Raw genomic sequence first — 17,798 nt, 5'->3', positions numbered from 1 at the left:
CTTTGTTTTGACGCGTTTTCTTAATCGAAAAGTCTATCAGCTTTTCTGGAAAACGCTCTAGGACCCACGGCTCTCCTCCCGCCGTGGGTCCCTTTTCCGCCCGATATTTCCCCGGTTCAAAGGTCAGTTTTCGCCATGCCGTCCGCCCGCCTGATCGTCGATCACGATTTCATCATCTCCGATCTCGACCGCCGTATCTTCGGTACCTTCGTCGAGCATATGGGACGGTGCGTCTACACCGGTATCTTCGAGCCCGGCCATCCCAGCGCCGATGACCAGGGTTTTCGCCAGGATGTCGCCGAGCTGACCCGCGAACTCGGCACCACCATCGTGCGCTATCCCGGCGGCAATTTCCTGTCCGGCTACAATTGGGAAGACGGCGTCGGCCCGGTGGAAGAGCGGCCGCGCCGGCTCGACCTCGCCTGGTTCTCGACCGAGACCAATGCCTTCGGTACCAATGAGTTCATCGACTGGTCCCGCAAGGTCGGGGTCGAGCCGATGTTCGGCGTCAATCTCGGCACCCGCGACCATGACGAAGCGCGGCGCTTCATCGAATATTGCAACCATCCGGGTGGCACCGAGCTGTCGGAGCTGCGCAAGAGCCACGGCTATGAGAAGCCGCACGACATCAAGTTCTGGTGCCTCGGCAACGAAATGGACGGCCCCTGGCAGATCGGCGCCAAGACGGCGGGCGAATATGGCCGCATCGCCCACGAGACCGCCAAGGTGATGCGCTGGGTCGATCCCTCCATCGAACTGGCTGCCTGCGGTTCGTCCAACCGCGACATGGCCACCTATGCCCGCTGGGAATACGAAGTCCTCGACCATTGCTTCGACTATGTCGACTTCATCTCCCTGCACACCTATTTCCAGAACCCACATGACAGTACCGAGGAATTCCTCGGCAATATCGAGCTGCTGGAGGCCTTCATCCGCGAAGTGGTTGCCATTGCCGACGCGGTGGCCGCCACGCGCCGCTCGCCCAAGCGGATCATGCTGTCCCTCGACGAGTGGAACGTCTGGTACAAGGCCCGCACCCACGAGCATCTGCGCAAGCCCGGCTGGCCCGAGCATCCGCCGCTGATCGAGGAAGTCTACAACACCGAGGATGCGCTCCTGGTGGGCGGTGCGCTGATCACGCTGCTCAACAATGCCGACCGCGTGAAATGCGCCTGCATCGCCCAGCTCGTGAACATCATTGGCCCGATCATGACCGAGCCGGGCGGAGCAGCCTGGCGCCAGACCATCTTCCATCCCTTCGCGCTCACGGCACGCCATGCCCATGGCCGCGTGCTGCGCTCGCTGATCTCCTCGCCCTCCTATGCCGGCAAGACGGCGCCGGAAATTCCCTATCTCCATGCCTGCGTCACCGAGGACGAGACCACCGGCCAGGTCACCATTTTCGCCCTGAACCGCCATCTCGGCGAGCCGATGGACCTCGAAGTCCTGCTGCGGGGCTTCGGCGGCAACCGCCAGGTGACGGAGGCGCTGCAGATCCATCATCCCAACATGAAGGCGGTCAACACCAAGGACGCCCAGGACACCGTCGCGCCGGCACCGATCGAAACTGTGAGCCTTGAAGGCGACCGGCTGCAGGCGAGACTCATGCCGGGATCCTGGAACGTCATCGTTACCGCTCCGCGCTGAGCGGGGGAGATATCGTCAATCGGGCTGAACAAGGTACGATTTCAGAATTGAGCGCGCCAATCCCTCCCCGTCTGCGGGGAGGGTGGCCCGAAGGGCCGGGTGGGGGAGAGTGGCGCCATAGTGCTTGTTATTGCACGATTTGAGCCGCTCTCCCCCTTCCGTCGATGCTTCGCATCGCCACCTTCCCCGCAATCGGGGAAGGATTGGCGCGTCTCGCTCGTCTGGGCCATGCTCTTCGAAATGAGAGACTCGATAGGAGCAGTCTCATCGGCCCGGCATTTCCGCCGAAACGCCGGCTTTCATTTCTGATCTGACGTTATAGGGTCTGCAAAAGCCAAATCGGGGCAAAGGCTGATGGACCCTATTCACCTGTTCGAACTGGTGATCGCGATGTTCCTGGCGATCATCGTGCTGCACTTTGCCGCCCACAAGCTGGGGCTGCCGCCTTCAGTGGCGCTGCTGGTCGGCGGCGCATCGCTCGCCTTTCTGCCGGGCCTGCCCGCCATTGCGCTCGATCCCAACCTGGTGCTCGTCATCTTCTTGCCACCGCTCCTGATGGACGGGGCGTGGTTCATCGCACTCGGCCGGTTGCGGCGCCACATGATCGGCATCGCCTCGCTGGCGGTCGGTGCTGTGGTCTTCACCTCTCTCGTCGTCGCGGTGGCGACCCATCTCGTCTTCCCGTCCTTGCCCTGGGCCGCCTGTGCGGCGCTCGGGGCGATCGTCTCGCCGCCCGATGCCGTCTCCGCCCGCGCCGTGCTGCAACGGGTGAAGCTGCCCCGGCGCCTGCAGATCCTGCTCGAGGGCGAGAGCCTGTTCAACGATGCCAGCGGCCTGGTGCTGTTCCGCTTTGCCATCGCTGCGGGCGTCACCGGCACCTTCAGTGCGGTGGATGCGGTCGGCGAGTTCTTCCTGCTGGCACTGGGCGGTGTCCTCGTTGGTGTCGCAGCGGGCGCGACATGGGTGCTGCTCGCCCGCCGCCTCGGTGACGAATATCTGATCATCGCTGCCACCTGCCTGTTGTCCTGGTCGTCCTATCTGCTGGGCGAGATGCTCCACGTCTCCGGCGTCATCGCCACGGTCACCACGGGCTTGATCGCCGGCTGGTACCAGCACACCGTGTTTTCGGCTTCGGTACGCATGCGCGGCACGGCGTTTTGGACCGTGATGATCTTCCTGATGGAAGCGGCGGTCTTCATCCTGATCGGCTTCACCCTGCGTGGCGTGGTGGAGCGCGGTGGCGGATTCGGCGTGGTGGCCGATACCATGGCCGTGCCCATTCTGGTGATCCTCGCGGCACTCACCCTTGCACGCTTTGCCTGGGTGTTCGGGTCCGATCTGGTGATCCGGCTTTGCAGGGCTGCGGGGCTCGATCGCTACACGCCGCTCGGCCTTGCCAACGCCACCATCCTGAGTTGGGCCGGCGTACGCGGCGTCGTCACCCTGGCCCTAGCGCTGAGCATACCGGAAGGCTTTCCCGGCCGCGACTTCATCCTGGTGACGTCGTTCGCCGTCATCCTGGGAACGGTGCTCGTCCAGGGCACCACCCTGGGGCGGGTGATCGGCTGGGTGAAGCCGGTCGAGCCGGAATCGGAGCGGGCGCGCCTCACCATGGCCCAGGCCGAATCTGCCATGGCGCAGAAGCAATTGCTCACCATCCAGCAACTCGCCTATGACAGCGAGGGGACGCTCATCCATCCCCGATTGCTGGAGCGCTACCAGCGCCGGGCCACGATGATCGTCGACTATGCCGAGCGGACCGAAGCGTATCAGCCAGGGCTGCACGCCCATTTCGACGTCGTTTTGGCGGCAATCGCTACCGGGCGCGACGAACTCATTCGCCTCCACCGGCTCGGAAAGATCGACAACGAGACGCTGCACGAACTGGAGCGGGACCTCGACCTGGAAGAATTGAGCGCGATCTCCGCCAAATCGTGATGAGGGCGGGCCGTGACGATCTTGGCGGAGTACATTGGGATCGCAGGCATCCTTGCCTGCCCTTGGAACCGCGGCGTCTCAAGGAAGAGCAGGCAGGGATGCCTGCGATCCCATAAAACGCCGGCCGTCACTGAGCGTCCCGTGGCCTGTTGTGATGCCGGTGGCGCAACTGGTTCAGCAATTCGTCGAGCAGGCCGCCGGCGGCCTCGGTGATCACCGTGCCCGGCGGGAAGATCGCCTGGGCGCCGGCCTGGTAGAGCGCTTCGAAATCCTGTTCGGGCACCACGCCGCCCACCACAATCATGATATCGGGCCGGCCCTCGGCCACCAGGGCCTTGCGCAAGGCGGGAACCAATGTCAGGTGCCCGGCGGTGAGGGAGGAGACACCGACGATATGGACGTCGCTGTCGGCTGCCTGCCTGGCGACTTCGTCGGGCGTGGCGAACAGGGGGCCGATTTCGACCTCGAAGCCGAGATCGCCGAAAGCCGAGGCGATCACCTTCTGGCCGCGATCATGGCCGTCCTGGCCCATCTTGGCCACCAGGATCTTGGGTGGACGTCCCTCTTCCTCACGGAAGGTCTGCGTCTTCTGCTGGACCTTGGCGATGCCGTCGCCACTCATCGCGGCCTTGTAGACGCCGGAGGTGGCGCGGATCTGCGCCTTGTGGCGGCTGAACACCTTTTCGAGGGCTGACGAAATCTCGCCGACGGTCGCCTTGGCCCGCGCCGCGTCGACGGCGAGGGCAAGGAGATTGGCATCGCCTTCGGCGCCCTTGCTCAGGGCGTCCAGCGCCTTTTCGAGCGCCGTCGGATCGCGCTCGGCCTTCAGCTGCTCGAGCTTGGCGATCTGGGCCGCGCGCACGGCCGAATTGTCGACCTTGAGCAGGTCGAGCGGTGGCTCCGATTGCGGCTTGTAGATGTTGACGCCGATCACCGCCTGCTCGCCGGCATCGATGCGGGCCTGGGTCCGGCTGGCGGCTTCCTCGATGCGCAGTTTGGGCAAGCCGGCCTCGATCGCCTTGGCCATGCCGCCCAGCGCCTCGACTTCCTCGATATGCTGCCAGGCCTTGGCGGCAAGGTCGGCGGTGAGGCTTTCGATGGCGTGGGCCCCGCCCCAGGGATCGATCAGCCCGGTGGTGCCGCTCTCCTGCTGCAGCACGAGCTGGGTGTTGCGGGCGATGCGCGCCGAAAAATCCGTCGGCAGTGCCAGGGCCTCGTCGAGGGCGTTGGTGTGCAGGGACTGGGTGCCGCCTTGCGTGGCTGCCATCGCCTCGATCAAGGTGCGCGTGACGTTGTTGTAGACGTCCTGCGCCGTCAGCGACCAGCCGGACGTCTGGCAATGCGTGCGCAAGGCCAGCGACTTGGCCGATTTCGGATTGAACTGCTGCACCAGGCGCGTCCACAGCAGCCGGGCGGCCCGCAGCTTGGCCACCTCCATGGTGAAATTCATGCCGATGGCGAAGAAGAAGGACAGGCGCGGCGCGAAATGGTCGATGTCGAGCCCGGCCTTCAGCCCGGCCTTGATGTATTCGACCCCGTCGGCCAGCGTGTAGCCGAGCTCCAGGTCCTGCGTCGCGCCGGCTTCCTGCATATGGTAGCCGGAGATCGAGATCGCGTTGAATTTCGGCATGTTCCGCGCGGTGTAGGCGATGATGTCGCCGACGATGCGCATGGAGGGGCCCGGCGGATAGATATAGGTGTTGCGGACCATGAACTCCTTCAGAATGTCGTTCTGAATGGTTCCCGCCAGCTTGTCGGGCGAAACGCCCTGTTCCTCGGCCGCGACAATATAGAGCGCCAGGATCGGCAGCACCGCGCCGTTCATGGTCATCGACACCGACATCTCGTCGAGCGGGATGCCCTGGAACAAGGTGCGCATGTCGATGATGGAATCGATGGCGACGCCGGCCATGCCGACATCGCCGGTCACGCGCGGATGGTCGGAATCATAGCCGCGATGGGTGGCGAGATCGAAAGCGATCGACAGGCCCTTCTGGCCTGCCGCAAGGTTGCGCCGATAAAAGGCGTTGGATTCCTCGGCAGTCGAAAAGCCGGCATATTGGCGAATGGTCCAGGGCTGCTGGACATACATGGTCGGGTAGGGGCCGCGCAGGAAAGGCGGCAGGCCCGGCCAGGAGTCGACGGCCTGGAGGCCGATCAGGTCGCTCTCGCCATGCACGGCCTTGATGTCGATGCCCTCGGGCGTGCGCCAGACCTCGCCGGTCAAGAGCGGTCCAGGGGCGGGTCGGCGGCGGGGACGCGCGGAAAAATCGGGGATGCGGCTCATGGGGGGCCTCCCGACAGGCTTTCGAAGGCGAGCGCGTCGCGCTTGCGGCTCAGGGCCGGCGAGGGGGGCGGGGCCTCCTCGTCCGGGGCCGGCCGCAGCACCGAAACCGCCGGTTCCTCCGCCAGGGTGTATTTGTTGGCGCCGATGATGGTACCGACGGGCCGGCGCAGCCTCTGGATCTCTTCCTGCAGCCAGCCCGACTGGATCACATTGATGATGCCGCCCTGGCGTTCGATGGCCTGGAACTGGGTCCAGCCGGCCTCGCACAGAGCCTGCGTCATCGCCTCCAGCCCGCCGGAGCCGGCGGCCGGATCGGCGATGCGGTGCAGATTGGCCTCGCTGATCAGGACATGCTGGCAATTGCGGGCAACGCGCCGGGCATGGGTGTCGGCGAGCCCGTTGGCGGCGGTATGGGGCAGGATGGCGACACTGTCGGCCCCGCCCAGGCCTGCCGCAGCGGTGGCCAGCCCATTGCGCAGCATGTTGGTGGCGGGGTCGCGCCGGCTCAGCATGCGCCAGGCGGTTTCTGCGTGGATGTGGATCGGGGAGGAGGCAAGGTCGCAGGCGTTCTCGATCTCGAGCCAGAGCAGGCGCAGGGCCCGGAGCTGGGCGATGGTGGTGAACACGTCCTGATCAGCGGCGACGGTAAAGCCGATGCAGTGGCGCGCTTCTTCGAGGCGCAGGCCGGTCGCTTCCAGCACGCGCAGATAGGACAGGGCCGAGCTCAGCGTGCTGGCGAGCTCGAGCCCCGGGGTCGCGCCGGCCTCATGAAAGGGGCGGCTATCGGCGGTCAGCACCGTGCCGCCTTGCCGATGATTGGCGAGAACCGAAGCTGTCGAGGGCCAGCCGGTTGGCAAGATGCCCGTGGTGGCGAGCTGGCCGATCGGGTCATAACCGTAATGAACAGTGCCGCCTTCGATCTCGCTGAGCCAGCGCGCGACTTCGAGGGTCTGCGGCCCCGCTTCGAGCCGGATCTCGATCGCATTGCGCACGACTCCGGCCAGCAGGCCGTCCAGGCTGCCGGCCGAGGTGATCACGACGCCGAAGCCGCGGGCGAACGGGCTTTGCGTCGTCACCAGCGTCATGCCACCGGCACCGCCCTCGAGATCCTCGAGGAGCAGGCTGTTCGCCGGTACGACATCGGGATGGTCGGCACGCTGGACGATGGTCCAGGGTGCAGCCGGCGGCCGCCCGGGAATGGGCAGGGCGCCGGCCATGCGGGCATGGATGGGCTGGAGGCGCGCGCCGTCCGGCAACAGGCTGGTCAGCCTGTCCTCGAAGGAGGCTCCCTTGAGCACGCCGGCGACGGCGTCGCGCCAACGGGCCTCATCCGCATCCGCCTCCGCCATGGCTCAGACGAACTGGCCGAGTTCAGGGATCTCGGCAACGATCTTGCCGACGACTTCCGGCCCGGCTTCCTTCTCGGCATAGGCGAAGAGCTCCTTGCCGATCGCCTGGATCTGGTTGAGGTCGAGGCCGAGCGCCATCAGCTGGCCGCCGAGGCCTGCAATGCCGCCGCCGACATGGCCGACCATGCCGGCCAGCATGCCCATGAAACCGCCGCTCTGGGCATTCATGGCCTCATTGGTGACTTCACGCGCGCCACTGATCGAATCGACGAGCTTCGATACCGCGTCGGCGGGTCCTTCCCGCTCCAGGAAGGCAAGCACGGCACCGATAGCCTGCGTCGCAACTTCGGGGCTCACGCCAATCTTCGCACCCAGTTGGGCGACCAGCTCTTCCATCTTTCTTCTCCCTGACGTGACGCGGCTGCTACCAGAGACACACGGTAGGCAAACCGCTCTTCTCTGTTTCCCATTTTGCCATGGAGATCAAGGCCGTGGCTTTAAATACTTGTAACACTTCATCAAGCCATTGGCCGTAGCGATTGGGGGCGCGGCCGGTTATGGTTTGCGTTGCGATTTGACCGTTCAGGACAGGAAGAGATGACCGATCAGAGCCGGATTTTCGTCGCCAAGAGCGCCGAGCCTCAATATCTCGCGCTGGCTTTCGGCAATCGCCATGGGTTGGTCACCGGCGCGACGGGAACCGGCAAGACGGTGACCCTGCAGGTGCTGGCGGAGGGGTTCTCCGCCCGAGGCGTGCCGGTCTTCGCCGCCGACATCAAGGGCGACCTCTCCGGTGTTTCCCAGCGCGGCGAAGCCAAGGACTTCATCGTCAAGAGGGCCGCCGAGGTCGGCATCACCTATCAGCCCGACCAGTTCCCGGTGCAGTTCTGGGACGTCTTCGGCGAACAGGGCATGCCGATCCGCGCGACGGTCTCCGATGTCGGACCGCTGCTTCTGGCTCGGATGCTGCAGCTCAACGATGTCCAGGAGGGTGTGCTCAACGCCGCCTTCAAGCTCGCCGACGACCAGGGCCTGCTGCTGCTCGATCTCAAGGATCTCCAGGCCCTGCTGGCCGACATGGCCGACAAGGCCGCCGAACTGATCAAGACCTATGGCAATGTCTCCAAGACGACGGTGGGGGCGATCCAGCGCCAGCTCCTGGCGCTGGAGCAGCAGGGTGGCGACAAATTCTTCGGCGAGCCGGCCCTGTCGCTTGCCGATATCGGCCTGCTCGATGCCAAGGGGCGCGGTACCATCAACATCCTGGCCGCCGACAAGCTGATGATGGCGCCCCAGCTCTACGCCACCTTCCTGCTCTGGCTGCTGTCCGAGCTCTTCGAGCAACTGCCCGAGGTCGGCGACCTCGACAAGCCCAAGCTGGTGTTCTTTTTCGACGAAGCGCATCTGTTGTTCAACGATGCCCCGCCTGCGTTGCTGCAGAAGATCGAGCAGGTGGTGCGCCTGATCCGCTCCAAGGGCATCGGCGTCTATTTCGTCACCCAGAACCCGCTCGACGTGCCCGACACCGTGCTCGGCCAGCTCGGCAATCGCGTGCAGCATGCGCTGCGCGCCTTCACCCCGCGCGATCAGAAGGCGGTCAAGGCCGCTGCCGAGACCTTCCGCCCCAATCCCGATCTCGACACCGCCAAGGTCATCTCGGAGCTCGGCAAGGGCGAGGCCCTGGTTTCCTTCCTCGAAGGCAATGGCGTGCCTTCCATCGTGCAGCGGGCGCTGATCCTGCCGCCGGCGGCACGCGTGGGCGCCATCACGCCGGCCGAACGCCAGGCGATCCTGCAGGCTTCCCCGCTGCGCGGCAAATATGAAACCGTGGTCGATCGCGAATCGGCCTTCGAAATGCTGCAGCGCCGCGTCACCGACGAGGCGGCGCCCGCCGAGCAGGCGGAGGAGGGCGGCGGTTTGCTCGGCAGCGTCCTGGGGAGCGTGTTCGGTTCGGGCAGCGGCGGTGGGCGTGCTTCCGGCCGCATGACGACCTCGCAGGCCGTGATTCGCTCGATGACGCGCACGATCGCCACGACCGCCGGCCGGGAAATTACCCAGGCGATCCTGAGAGGTGTGCTCGGCGGCCGTTCACGACGCTGAGGCATGCTCTCTCGCAATGCCATAGCTGAAGAGTCAGTATACAAGTACTACCAGTTCGCCGTTATTCGGGCCGCCTACGTCAAATTTCCCGTATTGCATTCCTAGCCCTCCTGGTGAGGTATTGGGATCAGCATATACGTTTGGGTACCCTTGGCGTATGAGCTTTTGAAGCGCGATTGCTGGAGGCTCTTGGGCGATGGATGGCGCAACTATACTGAACGACCGGTCGAATAGAAAAGTAATACAATCTGCTGATATTTTACTAGTGAATCCAAACCGAGAGGTTGCCGAGTTTTGGCGTGAGAACCTGCTGGATTTCGGCATGACCAAAGTCAGACTTGCTTCGGGTATCGTGGATGCTCTGGAGATGGCGCGGCGGGACCCGCCGCTGGGTGTTGTGATCGCACTGCCGGTGCTTGCGGACGCCTTTGCGTTGTTGGGCGCACTGAGCCAGGACGAAGGAGGCGAACTGCGCGAGGTGCCGATTCTGCTGGTTGCAAACCAGCCGAACCGTGCTGCGCTTCTCACCGCCACCCAGGCTGGTTTCGATGCCGTGCTGACCGAGCCGGTCTCGCCGCGGCAGATCTATCGGCGGGTGGGATCGATGATCCAGCGCACGCGACTCACCGCCCGGATGCGGAGCCTTGCGAGCTGACCAGCGCTATTCTTGCCCTTCCCGCTCGGGGGAGGGCGCAGCCATGGGCCGCGAAAATGCCATCGGAAGGCAAGTCGGCCCTACCCAGATCGGGCAAGGCGCGTTAGCTTGGCGCTTTCTCACCCGCATCGTTAAGGCACATGTCTGACATCAATAAAGCGCTCGATGCTGCCGACACGGCACTCGATGCCAGCCTCGACCGGCTGTTCGAATTTCTCCGCATTCCCTCGATCTCCGCCGACAGCGCCTATGCTGGCGATTGCCAGAAGGCGGCCGAATGGGCCGCTGCGGTCTTGAGGGACATCGGCTTCGATGCCTCCCCTCGCAAGACCATCGGCCATCCCATGGTGGTGGGACATCGCCGCACCGGCAAGCCGGGCGTGCCGCATGTCCTGTTTTACGGCCACTATGACGTGCAGCCGCCGGATCCGCTCAATCTGTGGCACACCAAGCCGTTCGAGCCGGTGCGCAAGCCCGGTCCCCATGGCGACATCATCGTGGCCAGAGGCGCTTCCGACGACAAGGGCCAGGTGATGACCTTCATCGAGGCCTGCCGTGCCCTGATCGAGACCCAGGGGGAATTGCCCGTTGATGTGACGGTGTTCCTCGAGGGCGAAGAAGAATCGTCCTCGCGCAGCCTCATTCCCTTCCTCAAAGAGAACAAGGACGAGCTGAAGGCCGATTTCTGCCTGGTTTGCGATACCGATATGTGGGATCGCGAAACGCCGGCCATCACCACCATGCTGCGCGGCATGGTCTATGAGGAAGTCACCATCAAGGCCGCCAGCCGCGACCTGCATTCGGGCATGTATGGCGGCGCTGCCCAGAACCCGATTCGGGTGCTGTCGAAGATCCTGGCCGCCCTGCATGACGACAATGGCAGCGTCACCCTGCCGGGCTTCTACGACGGCGTGCAGGAATTGCCCGAGGCAGTGAAGGCCGAGTGGGCTGCCCTCGACTTCGACGGCGAGGCCTATCTCGCCGAAGTCGGCCTGAAGGTGCCGGCCGGCGAGAAGGACCGCACGGTGCTCGAGCAGATCACCGTGCGCCCGACCTGTGACGTCAACGGCATCAGTGGCGGCTATGAGGGAGAGGGCGCCAAGACGGTGATCGCCGCGCAGGCTTTCGCCAAGGTGTCGTTCCGCCTCGTGGCAGGCCAAGAGCCCGAAAAGGTGCAGGCTGCCTTTCGCAAATTCGTGACCGATCGCCTGCCTGCAGACTGCAAGGCCGAATTCCAGTCGCATGGCATGGGACCGGCGATCGCCGTACCTGCGGATAGCGAGCCGCTTGCCAAGGCGCGAGCGGCGCTGGCGGAGGAATGGGGCCGCACCGCGCCGGTGATCGGGTCGGGCGGTTCGATCCCGGTGGTCGGCGACATGCAGCGCATCCTCGGCATCGATTCGCTCCTGATCGGCTTTGCCCTGGAAGACGATCAGATCCATTCGCCCAACGAGAAATACGATGTGCGCAGCTTCCATCGGGGCATCCGCTCCTGGGTGCGCATTCTCGATGCGCTCGCCAAATAGGGCAGGCCTCGAGCAGGGCCGGCGCCAGCGCCGGCCCTCGTCCATTGGCTGCGATACGGGTCCACCATGAAAGCTGTGGTTTTCGAACAATTCGGGCAGCCGCCGAGACTGCAGAGCGTGCCCGATCCGGCGCCCTCGCCGGAAGGCGTGGTCGTCAAGGTCGAGGCCACGGGCCTGTGCCGCAGCGACTGGCATGGCTGGATGGGGCATGACCCCGATATCGTGCTGCCCCATGTGCCTGGGCACGAATTGGCCGGCACCATCGTGGCGGTCGGCAGCCAGGTCCGGCGTTGGCGCGCGGGGCAGCGCGTCACGGTGCCTTTCGTCGCGGGCTGTGGCCATTGCCGGGAATGTGCCGGCGGCAATCAGCAGGTCTGCGAACAGCAGTTCCAGCCGGGCTTTACGGGATGGGGGTCTTTCGCGGAATTCGTGGCGCTCGATTTCGCCGATGCCAATCTGGTGGAATTGCCCGAGGCCCTCGATTCGGCGACAGCGGCGAGCCTGGGTTGCCGCTTCGCCACCTCTTTCAGGGCGGTGGTCGACCAGGGACGGGTTCGGGCAGGCGATTGGGTCGCCGTGCATGGCTGCGGCGGCGTCGGGCTGTCGGCGATCATGATTGCCAGCGCCGTCGGCGCCAATGTCGTGGCCATCGACCTGACCGACGAAAAGCTGGATTTCGCCCGCCAGTTCGGCGCGGTGGCAACCATCAATGCGGCCCAGACCAAGGATGTCGTCGCCGCGGTCCGAGACCTCACCGGCGGTGGCGCCCAGGTATCGCTGGACGCGCTTGGCCATCCCGTCACCAGCGTCAATTCCATCGGCAATCTACGTCGGCGCGGCCGCCACATCCAGGTCGGCCTGATGCTGGGCGACCATGCCCGGCCGCCGATACCGATGGACCGGGTGATCGCCTATGAGCTCGAGATCCTCGGCAGCCACGGCATGCAGGCTTTCCGCTACCAGGCGATGTTCGACATGATCGCTGCCGGCAAGCTGGCGCCTCAGAAGCTGATCGGCAGCCGCATCGGCCTCGACGAGGCGCCGGAAGCCCTGATGCGGATGGACCGCTTCGACGGCGTCGGCATCAGCGTCGTAACGCGCTTTTGAGGTCCATGCCGGCCGTGCCGAACGCGCAATACACGGTGGCGCCGTAGAACGCGGCGCCAACGATGCCGACGAGGGCGAGGCCGATGATGTCGCCGATATGGGAGAGCCCGGCCAGGAGTGGCACCAGGGCGGTGGCGGCCGCGTACATGGCCAGGCCGGCGGTGACGGTTGCCAGGGCGACGCAAGCCAGCATGGCATAGAGGCGCCTGTCGAGATGCATGAAGCCGCGGCGGCTCGCCAGTACCGTGAGGAGGCCGAGATTGACCCAGGCACCGAGCGAGGTCGCCAGGGCAAGGCCCGCCTGCTGGAGCGGCCCCATCAGGACGACCTTCAGCCCGATATTGACGGCGATGCCGGTGAGGGAGGCCCAGAGTGGCGTCGCCGTATCGCCGCGGGCGTAGAAGCTGGCGACGGCCGAGCGGATCAGCACCACGGCCGGCAAGCCTGCGCCATAAGCGAGAAGGGCGCTGGAGGCGGCCTCCGCGTCACCAGCCGTAAAGGCGCCGCGCATGAAGAGCGCGCGCATGATGAGATCGGGGACGGCAAGGAAGCCGGCGAGAAAAGGCGCGGCCAGTAGCCAGGTCAGGAAGATGGTGCGCCGCTGGGCGGCATGCGCCTCGTCGACCTGTCCGGCCGCCAGCAGGCGGCTCATCTGCGGCAGGATCACGGTGCCGGCCGCGATGCCGATAATGCCGAGCGGCAATTGATTGATGCGGTCGGCATAATAGAGGGCTGCCACCGCACCGGCCGATAGCAGCGAGGCGATGATGGTATCGGCAAAGATGGCGATCTGGGTGCCCATCGAGCCGATAGTGGCCGGCCCCAGCGCCTTGAAGAAGGCTTTCACCGGCGCGTCCAGCTTGATCGGCTCGGGCTTGGCGAGCACACGGGCCCGGCGCGCCGCCCACAGCATGAAGCCGAGCTGCAGGACACCGGAGATGGTGAGGCCCCAGGCCGCGGCATGGGCGGTGGTCGGGAACCAATGATGCGCAAGCAAGGTGGCGATCATCGCCACATTGAGCAGGATCGGTGCCGCGGCAGCCGCCGTGAAGCGTCCGACGGCGTTGAGCACGCCGCCATAGAGCGTGGCCAGGGTGATCAGGATGAGATAGGGAAAAGTGATGCGGGTGAGCGTTACGGCAAGATCGAAGCGCTCACCCTCGAAGCCCGGCGCATTCAAGCCGACGAATTGTGGCGTGAAGATCAGCACCAATCCCAGCAGGATGACCTGCGAGATCAGCAATATCGACACGATCCGCCCCTGGAACAGCCGTGCGGCGTCGTCGCCATCCTGCTGGTGGACCCTGGTGTAGGCCGGCACGAAGGAGGCGTTGAAGGCGCCTTCGCCGAAGATGGCACGGAAATTGTTCGGCAGGCGGAAGGCGACGATGAAGGCCTCGGCGGCCGGGCCGCTTCCCATCAGGGCGGCCATCAAGGCGTCCCGGACAAAACCGGTCACGCGCGACACCATGGTCCAGGCGCCGATGGAAAGAATGTTCTTCAGCAAGGAGAGGGCCTATCGTGATGTCAGCTCCGCCTATACGCGGCTTTGATCGGCGGGAACAGGCACTATCGCCTTGAAAAGGTTGCCAACGGATGATGGCGGCAGGGATTTTCGGTGGAGAAGCTGTCGTTCGGGCCAGCTGCGTTCAGGCGTGAGCCCGATTTGTTTCCACGTCGTTTACGCCCGCCTTGTGATTCCGGGGACACGCGCCAGCGTGTAACGGGTTTCAGAAAAGAAAGAGGCCGCAGCTTGCGCTGCGGCCCAAGTCTAGGGAGGAAACGCCCAAGGAGGGCTATCAAACGGGGAAAAATTCCGCGCCGTTTGATGAGGATTAGTTTAGTGTGCGCCGCACAATAAACAATTGCTGAGTTTGCATGGCTGCTAGGCGAGCCATGCGTAGCGATTGCAGGTGCTCCGCTACCGTTCCTCTATAAAGAATAGATGTATCAATAAGTTGTGTTTCATATCCAAGATTTTGCATTTACGCCTTGTGCCCAAAATGGGGCAAGCCATGCACTGCGCGGGACGGATCGACTATCAAGTCTCCTAAAATGAAAAGGGCGGAGAACGCTCCGCCCTTTCAGCTTCTCGACAGAATATCCGAAAACGCCCTGCAGTCAGACAGGGTGCGACGAAGGCGCGGGGCGACCTCTTTGAAAGTAAGCGCCATTCGAGCCCACGGGCCGAATGGCGCTCCGGAGCTGCTTACTTCACTGCCGCTTCATAGAGCTCGGCGACATATTCCCAGTTCACCAGGTTGTCGACGAAAGCCTTGAGATAGTCGGGGCGACGATTGCGATAGTCGATGTAATAGGAATGCTCCCAGACGTCGACGCCGAGGATCGGCGTAGCGCCGTGCACCAGCGGGCTCTCGCCGTTCGGGGTCTTGGCGACGATGACCTTGCCGTCCTTGACGGCAAGCCAGGCCCAGCCCGAACCGAACTGGGTGACGCCGGCCTGGATGAATTCTTCCTTGGCCTTGTCCACCGAGCCGAGGCCGTCGACGATGGCTTTTTCGAGGTTGCCGGGGATGGCGCCGCCGCCATTCGGCTTCAGCCACTTCCAGAAATGCAGATGGTTGTAGTGCTGGCCGGCATTGTTGAACAGGCCGGCATTCTTGCCATAGGAGCCCTTGACGATGTCCTCGAGGCTCTTGCCTTCCCACTCCGTGCCCTTGAGCAGGTTGTTGCCGTTGTTCACATAGGCAAGGTGATGCTTGTCGTGGTGGAACTCCAGCGTTTCGCGCGACATGTAGGGCGCGAGGGCGTCATAGGAGTAGGTCAGTTCGGGGAGCGTGAAGGACATGGTGTTCCTCATGAAGTGACATGATGGCGATGGGCATGGCTACAAAACGCAGCCCGCCCGTCCAGTGTTCCCGAACGGTTGCCGCGAGATCGAAGATCTTGCAGCCATCCGGGCGGGAGCCGAGTGAAGGGGTGGCGGCTAGCGGCCCCGATGCCCGCTGGAGCGGGCTGCAAGGCCGATGCACCGTCGGCGGGCAAACTTAAGCGCGATGGCGCTGGAAGGGAACTGATTTGGCAGGGTGACCGGCATGATTTTTAAGTCACGCCGCTCCCATCCTCTGCAGGGCGAAGGCCTGGACCAGCGCCACTTCCTTCAGCCGTTCGAAGCGCCCGGAAGCCCCGCCATGGCCCGAATCCATATTGACCTTGAAGATCACCGGATTGCCCTGCGGGTTCTTCTCGCGCAGCCGCGCCACCCACTTGGCCGGTTCCCAATAGGTCACGCGGGGATCGGTCAGGCCGGCGAGGGCCAGGATGGGCGGGTAGGGACGGGCGGCCACGTTGTCGACCGGGCTGTAGGAAAGAATGGTCCGGAAAGCCGCTTCGTCCTCGATCGGATTGCCCCATTCGGGCCACTCCGGCGGGGTGAGGGGCAGGCTGTCGTCGAGCATGGTGGTGAGCACGTCGACGAAGGGAACCTCTGCCACGATGGCACCGAACAGGTCGGGAGCGAGATTGGCGACGGCGCCCATCAGCATGCCGCCGGCCGAGCCGCCGTGGGCGACGATCCGCTTGCGGGCCGTGAAACCGCGTTCCGCCAGATAGCTGCCGGCCGCGATGAAGTCCTGGAAGGTGTTGGGTTTCTTGGCGAGCTTGCCTTCGCGATACCAGCGCCAGCCTTTTTCCGTGCCGCCGCGAATATGGGCGATGGCATAGACGAAGCCACGGTCGACCAATGACAGCGCGTTGGTGGAAAACTGCGCCGGCATCGACAGGCCATAGGCGCCATAGCCGTAGAGCAGCAGCGGTGCCGAGCCGTCCAGGGCGGTTTCCTTGCGGTAGAGCAGGCTGATAGGCACGCTTTCGCCATCGGCCGTGGGGGCGAAGACCCGGCGGGTGACGTAGAGCGCAGGATCGTGTCCGGATGGAACCTCCTGGCGCTTACGCAGGACACGCTCGCGCGAGCGCATGTCGTAGTCATAGGTCTCGGCCGGCGTGGTCATCGAGGAATAGACGAACCGGATCCGGTCTGTCGCAAACTCCATGCCGCCATCGAGCGCGAGGGAGTAGGCTTCCTCGGCAAAGTCGATGGCGTGTTCCTCGCCGCTGGACAAGGAGCGGATCACGATGCGCGGCAGGCCGTCCTCGCGCTCGAGCCGGACCAGCCAATCGGCCAGCAGCACGATGTCGAGGATATAGCGGCCCGGCTTATGCGGGATGAGGTCGCTCCAGGATGCCTGAGTTGAGGACGCCTGTGCGGGCGTCGCCAGAGGCGCGGTCATGATGCGGAAATCCTCGGCATCGTCGAAGTTGGTCAGGATCAGCAACTGATCCTTCCCGTCCGGCAAGGGGCGGTGTTCGATCTCATATTGCACGCCTTCCTGGCGCGCGGCGATCAGATGCACGCGGCTGTCGCCATCTTCGAGGCGGATCACCCGGACTTCCGAGGTTTCATGATCGTGGATGTCGATGACCGCCAGACGGCGCGACTGGGTCTGCGACAGACCGACGAACATGCCGGCGTCGGCCTCCTCATAGATGAGGCGGTCGGTACCGGCTGGGGTAGCCAAGAGATGCAGCCACACGCTGGAGGCGCGATGGTTCTCGTCGAGCCTCACATAGTAGAAGCCCGATCCATCCGCGAGCCAGACGGCCTCGCCTTCCGTATCGGGGACATTGTCGGTGAGCATTACGCCTTTCGAGGTATCGAGCAGGCGTATCGTATGGAATTCCGAACCGTTCTCATCGCAACTCCAGGCGATCAGCCGATGATCGGGCGAGGGGGCAAAACCGCCGAAGGCAAAGAAGCTCTTGCCCTTTGCGAGGGCGTCGCCGTCCAGAAGCAGCGTTTCCTCACCGCCGCCACGCGGGCGCCGGCAGAACAGGCGATGCTGTCCGCCCTGCCGGAAGCGCGAATAGTAGTCGAAGGGCCCGTCCGGAGAGGGCACCGAGGAGTCGTCGGCCTTGATTCTCCCCTTGAGCTCTTCGAACAGGACGGCCCGCAGGTGCTCGCCCTCCGCAAGCTGGGCGTCGGCATAGCGATTTTCCTGCTCGAGATGGGTCTTGATGTCGGCGGGCAGCGTCGAGCCGTCACGCAGCACGTCCTGCCAATTGTCCGCCCGCAGCCAAGCATAGTCGTCCTGTAACGCAATACCGTGAACGACGCGTTTGCTTGGCCGCTTTTCGGCAATCGGCGGCAGAATGGGGGAGGAAGTCACCAT

The 17,798-nt window shown here is 64.4% G+C and carries 12 protein-coding genes; 6 read left to right on the top strand and 6 right to left on the bottom strand.

What is annotated here, in order from left to right; genetic code table 11:
* Positions 1–135: 135 nt before the first annotated feature.
* Entirely contained in the window at positions 136–1,647 is a 1,512-nt protein-coding gene (locus tag QM672_RS18365; RefSeq protein ID WP_415084283.1) for an alpha-N-arabinofuranosidase, read from the top strand.
* A 354-nt stretch (positions 1,648–2,001) separates the two neighbouring features.
* Positions 2,002–3,585: a Na+/H+ antiporter gene (locus tag QM672_RS18360; protein ID WP_415084281.1), complete on the top strand. Its 1,584-nt coding sequence runs from the start codon at positions 2,002–2,004 to the stop codon at positions 3,583–3,585.
* A gap of 127 nt (positions 3,586–3,712) precedes the next feature.
* Here the strand turns inward: QM672_RS18360 and scpA are convergent, their stop codons facing one another.
* Genes scpA through QM672_RS18345 form a run of 3 tightly spaced genes read right to left on the bottom strand, consistent with a single transcriptional unit; the run spans position 3,713 to position 7,617 of the window.
* Complete coding sequence (gene scpA / locus QM672_RS18355) at positions 3,713–5,872, bottom strand: methylmalonyl-CoA mutase (protein ID WP_415084279.1); 2,160 nt, start codon at positions 5,870–5,872, stop codon at positions 3,713–3,715.
* The gene (locus QM672_RS18350) at positions 5,869–7,221 is read right to left on the bottom strand and encodes a methylmalonyl-CoA mutase family protein (RefSeq protein WP_415084277.1); all 1,353 of its coding nucleotides are present in this window, start codon (positions 7,219–7,221) and stop codon (positions 5,869–5,871) included. Before QM672_RS18350 ends, scpA begins: the two co-directional genes overlap by 4 nt.
* Before the next feature lie 3 nt (positions 7,222–7,224).
* Positions 7,225–7,617 (bottom strand): DUF2780 domain-containing protein, encoded by a 393-nt coding sequence (locus tag QM672_RS18345; RefSeq protein ID WP_068288794.1) that lies wholly within the window; start codon positions 7,615–7,617, stop codon positions 7,225–7,227.
* 201 nt (positions 7,618–7,818) lie between these two features.
* On the opposite strand from QM672_RS18345, the gene QM672_RS18340 reads away from it, so the two are divergent.
* From QM672_RS18340 to QM672_RS18325, 4 genes are all read left to right on the top strand, one after another.
* Positions 7,819–9,321 (top strand): helicase HerA-like domain-containing protein, encoded by a 1,503-nt coding sequence (locus QM672_RS18340; RefSeq protein WP_415084274.1) that lies wholly within the window; start codon positions 7,819–7,821, stop codon positions 9,319–9,321.
* Positions 9,322–9,517: 196 nt separating this feature from the next.
* Positions 9,518–9,976: a two-component system response regulator gene (locus tag QM672_RS18335; RefSeq protein ID WP_156771527.1), complete on the top strand. Its 459-nt coding sequence runs from the start codon at positions 9,518–9,520 to the stop codon at positions 9,974–9,976.
* A gap of 140 nt (positions 9,977–10,116) precedes the next feature.
* Positions 10,117–11,502 (top strand): M20/M25/M40 family metallo-hydrolase, encoded by a 1,386-nt coding sequence (locus tag QM672_RS18330; RefSeq protein ID WP_367624065.1) that lies wholly within the window; start codon positions 10,117–10,119, stop codon positions 11,500–11,502.
* A 66-nt stretch (positions 11,503–11,568) separates the two neighbouring features.
* Entirely contained in the window at positions 11,569–12,609 is a 1,041-nt protein-coding gene (locus tag QM672_RS18325) for a zinc-dependent alcohol dehydrogenase family protein (protein WP_394310144.1), read from the top strand.
* Here the strand turns inward: QM672_RS18325 and murJ are convergent.
* From murJ to QM672_RS18310, 3 genes are all read right to left on the bottom strand, one after another.
* Positions 12,587–14,116 (bottom strand): murein biosynthesis integral membrane protein MurJ, encoded by a 1,530-nt coding sequence (gene murJ, locus QM672_RS18320; RefSeq protein ID WP_311933383.1) that lies wholly within the window; start codon positions 14,114–14,116, stop codon positions 12,587–12,589. The two genes, QM672_RS18325 and murJ, sit on opposite strands and share 23 nt — an antisense overlap.
* Positions 14,117–14,818: 702 nt before the next feature.
* Positions 14,819–15,418: a superoxide dismutase gene (locus QM672_RS18315; RefSeq protein WP_311933382.1), complete on the bottom strand. Its 600-nt coding sequence runs from the start codon at positions 15,416–15,418 to the stop codon at positions 14,819–14,821.
* Positions 15,419–15,677: 259 nt separating this feature from the next.
* Positions 15,678–17,798 carry a S9 family peptidase gene (locus QM672_RS18310; protein WP_311933381.1) on the bottom strand — a complete coding sequence of 707 codons (2,121 nt, stop codon included), beginning with the start codon at positions 17,796–17,798 and terminating at the stop codon, positions 15,678–15,680.

This window comes from Labrys sp. (in: a-proteobacteria), from assembly GCF_047605565.1.
Taxonomy (GTDB): Bacteria; Pseudomonadota; Alphaproteobacteria; order Rhizobiales; family Labraceae; genus Labrys; species Labrys neptuniae.
This window is presented reverse-complemented; position numbering and strand designations above follow the sequence as displayed.

Excerpts from the sequence above, each read along its gene's own strand:
- QM672_RS18330 (WP_367624065.1), top strand. The coding sequence starts at position 10,117 with ATGTCTGACATCAATAAAGCGCTCGATGCTGCCGACACGGCACTCGAT.
- QM672_RS18345 (WP_068288794.1), bottom strand. The coding sequence starts at position 7,617 with ATGGAAGAGCTGGTCGCCCAACTGGGTGCGAAGATTGGCGTGAGCCCC.
- QM672_RS18365 (WP_415084283.1), top strand. The coding sequence starts at position 136 with ATGCCGTCCGCCCGCCTGATCGTCGATCACGATTTCATCATCTCCGAT.
- QM672_RS18360 (WP_415084281.1), top strand. The coding sequence starts at position 2,002 with ATGGACCCTATTCACCTGTTCGAACTGGTGATCGCGATGTTCCTGGCG.
- QM672_RS18340 (WP_415084274.1), top strand. The coding sequence starts at position 7,819 with ATGACCGATCAGAGCCGGATTTTCGTCGCCAAGAGCGCCGAGCCTCAA.
- scpA (WP_415084279.1), bottom strand. The coding sequence starts at position 5,872 with ATGAGCCGCATCCCCGATTTTTCCGCGCGTCCCCGCCGCCGACCCGCC.
- QM672_RS18335 (WP_156771527.1), top strand. The coding sequence starts at position 9,518 with ATGGATGGCGCAACTATACTGAACGACCGGTCGAATAGAAAAGTAATA.
- QM672_RS18350 (WP_415084277.1), bottom strand. The coding sequence starts at position 7,221 with ATGGCGGAGGCGGATGCGGATGAGGCCCGTTGGCGCGACGCCGTCGCC.
- QM672_RS18315 (WP_311933382.1), bottom strand. The coding sequence starts at position 15,418 with ATGTCCTTCACGCTCCCCGAACTGACCTACTCCTATGACGCCCTCGCG.
- QM672_RS18310 (WP_311933381.1), bottom strand. The coding sequence starts at position 17,798 with ATGGTGACTTCCTCCCCCATTCTGCCGCCGATTGCCGAAAAGCGGCCA.
- QM672_RS18325 (WP_394310144.1), top strand. The coding sequence starts at position 11,569 with ATGAAAGCTGTGGTTTTCGAACAATTCGGGCAGCCGCCGAGACTGCAG.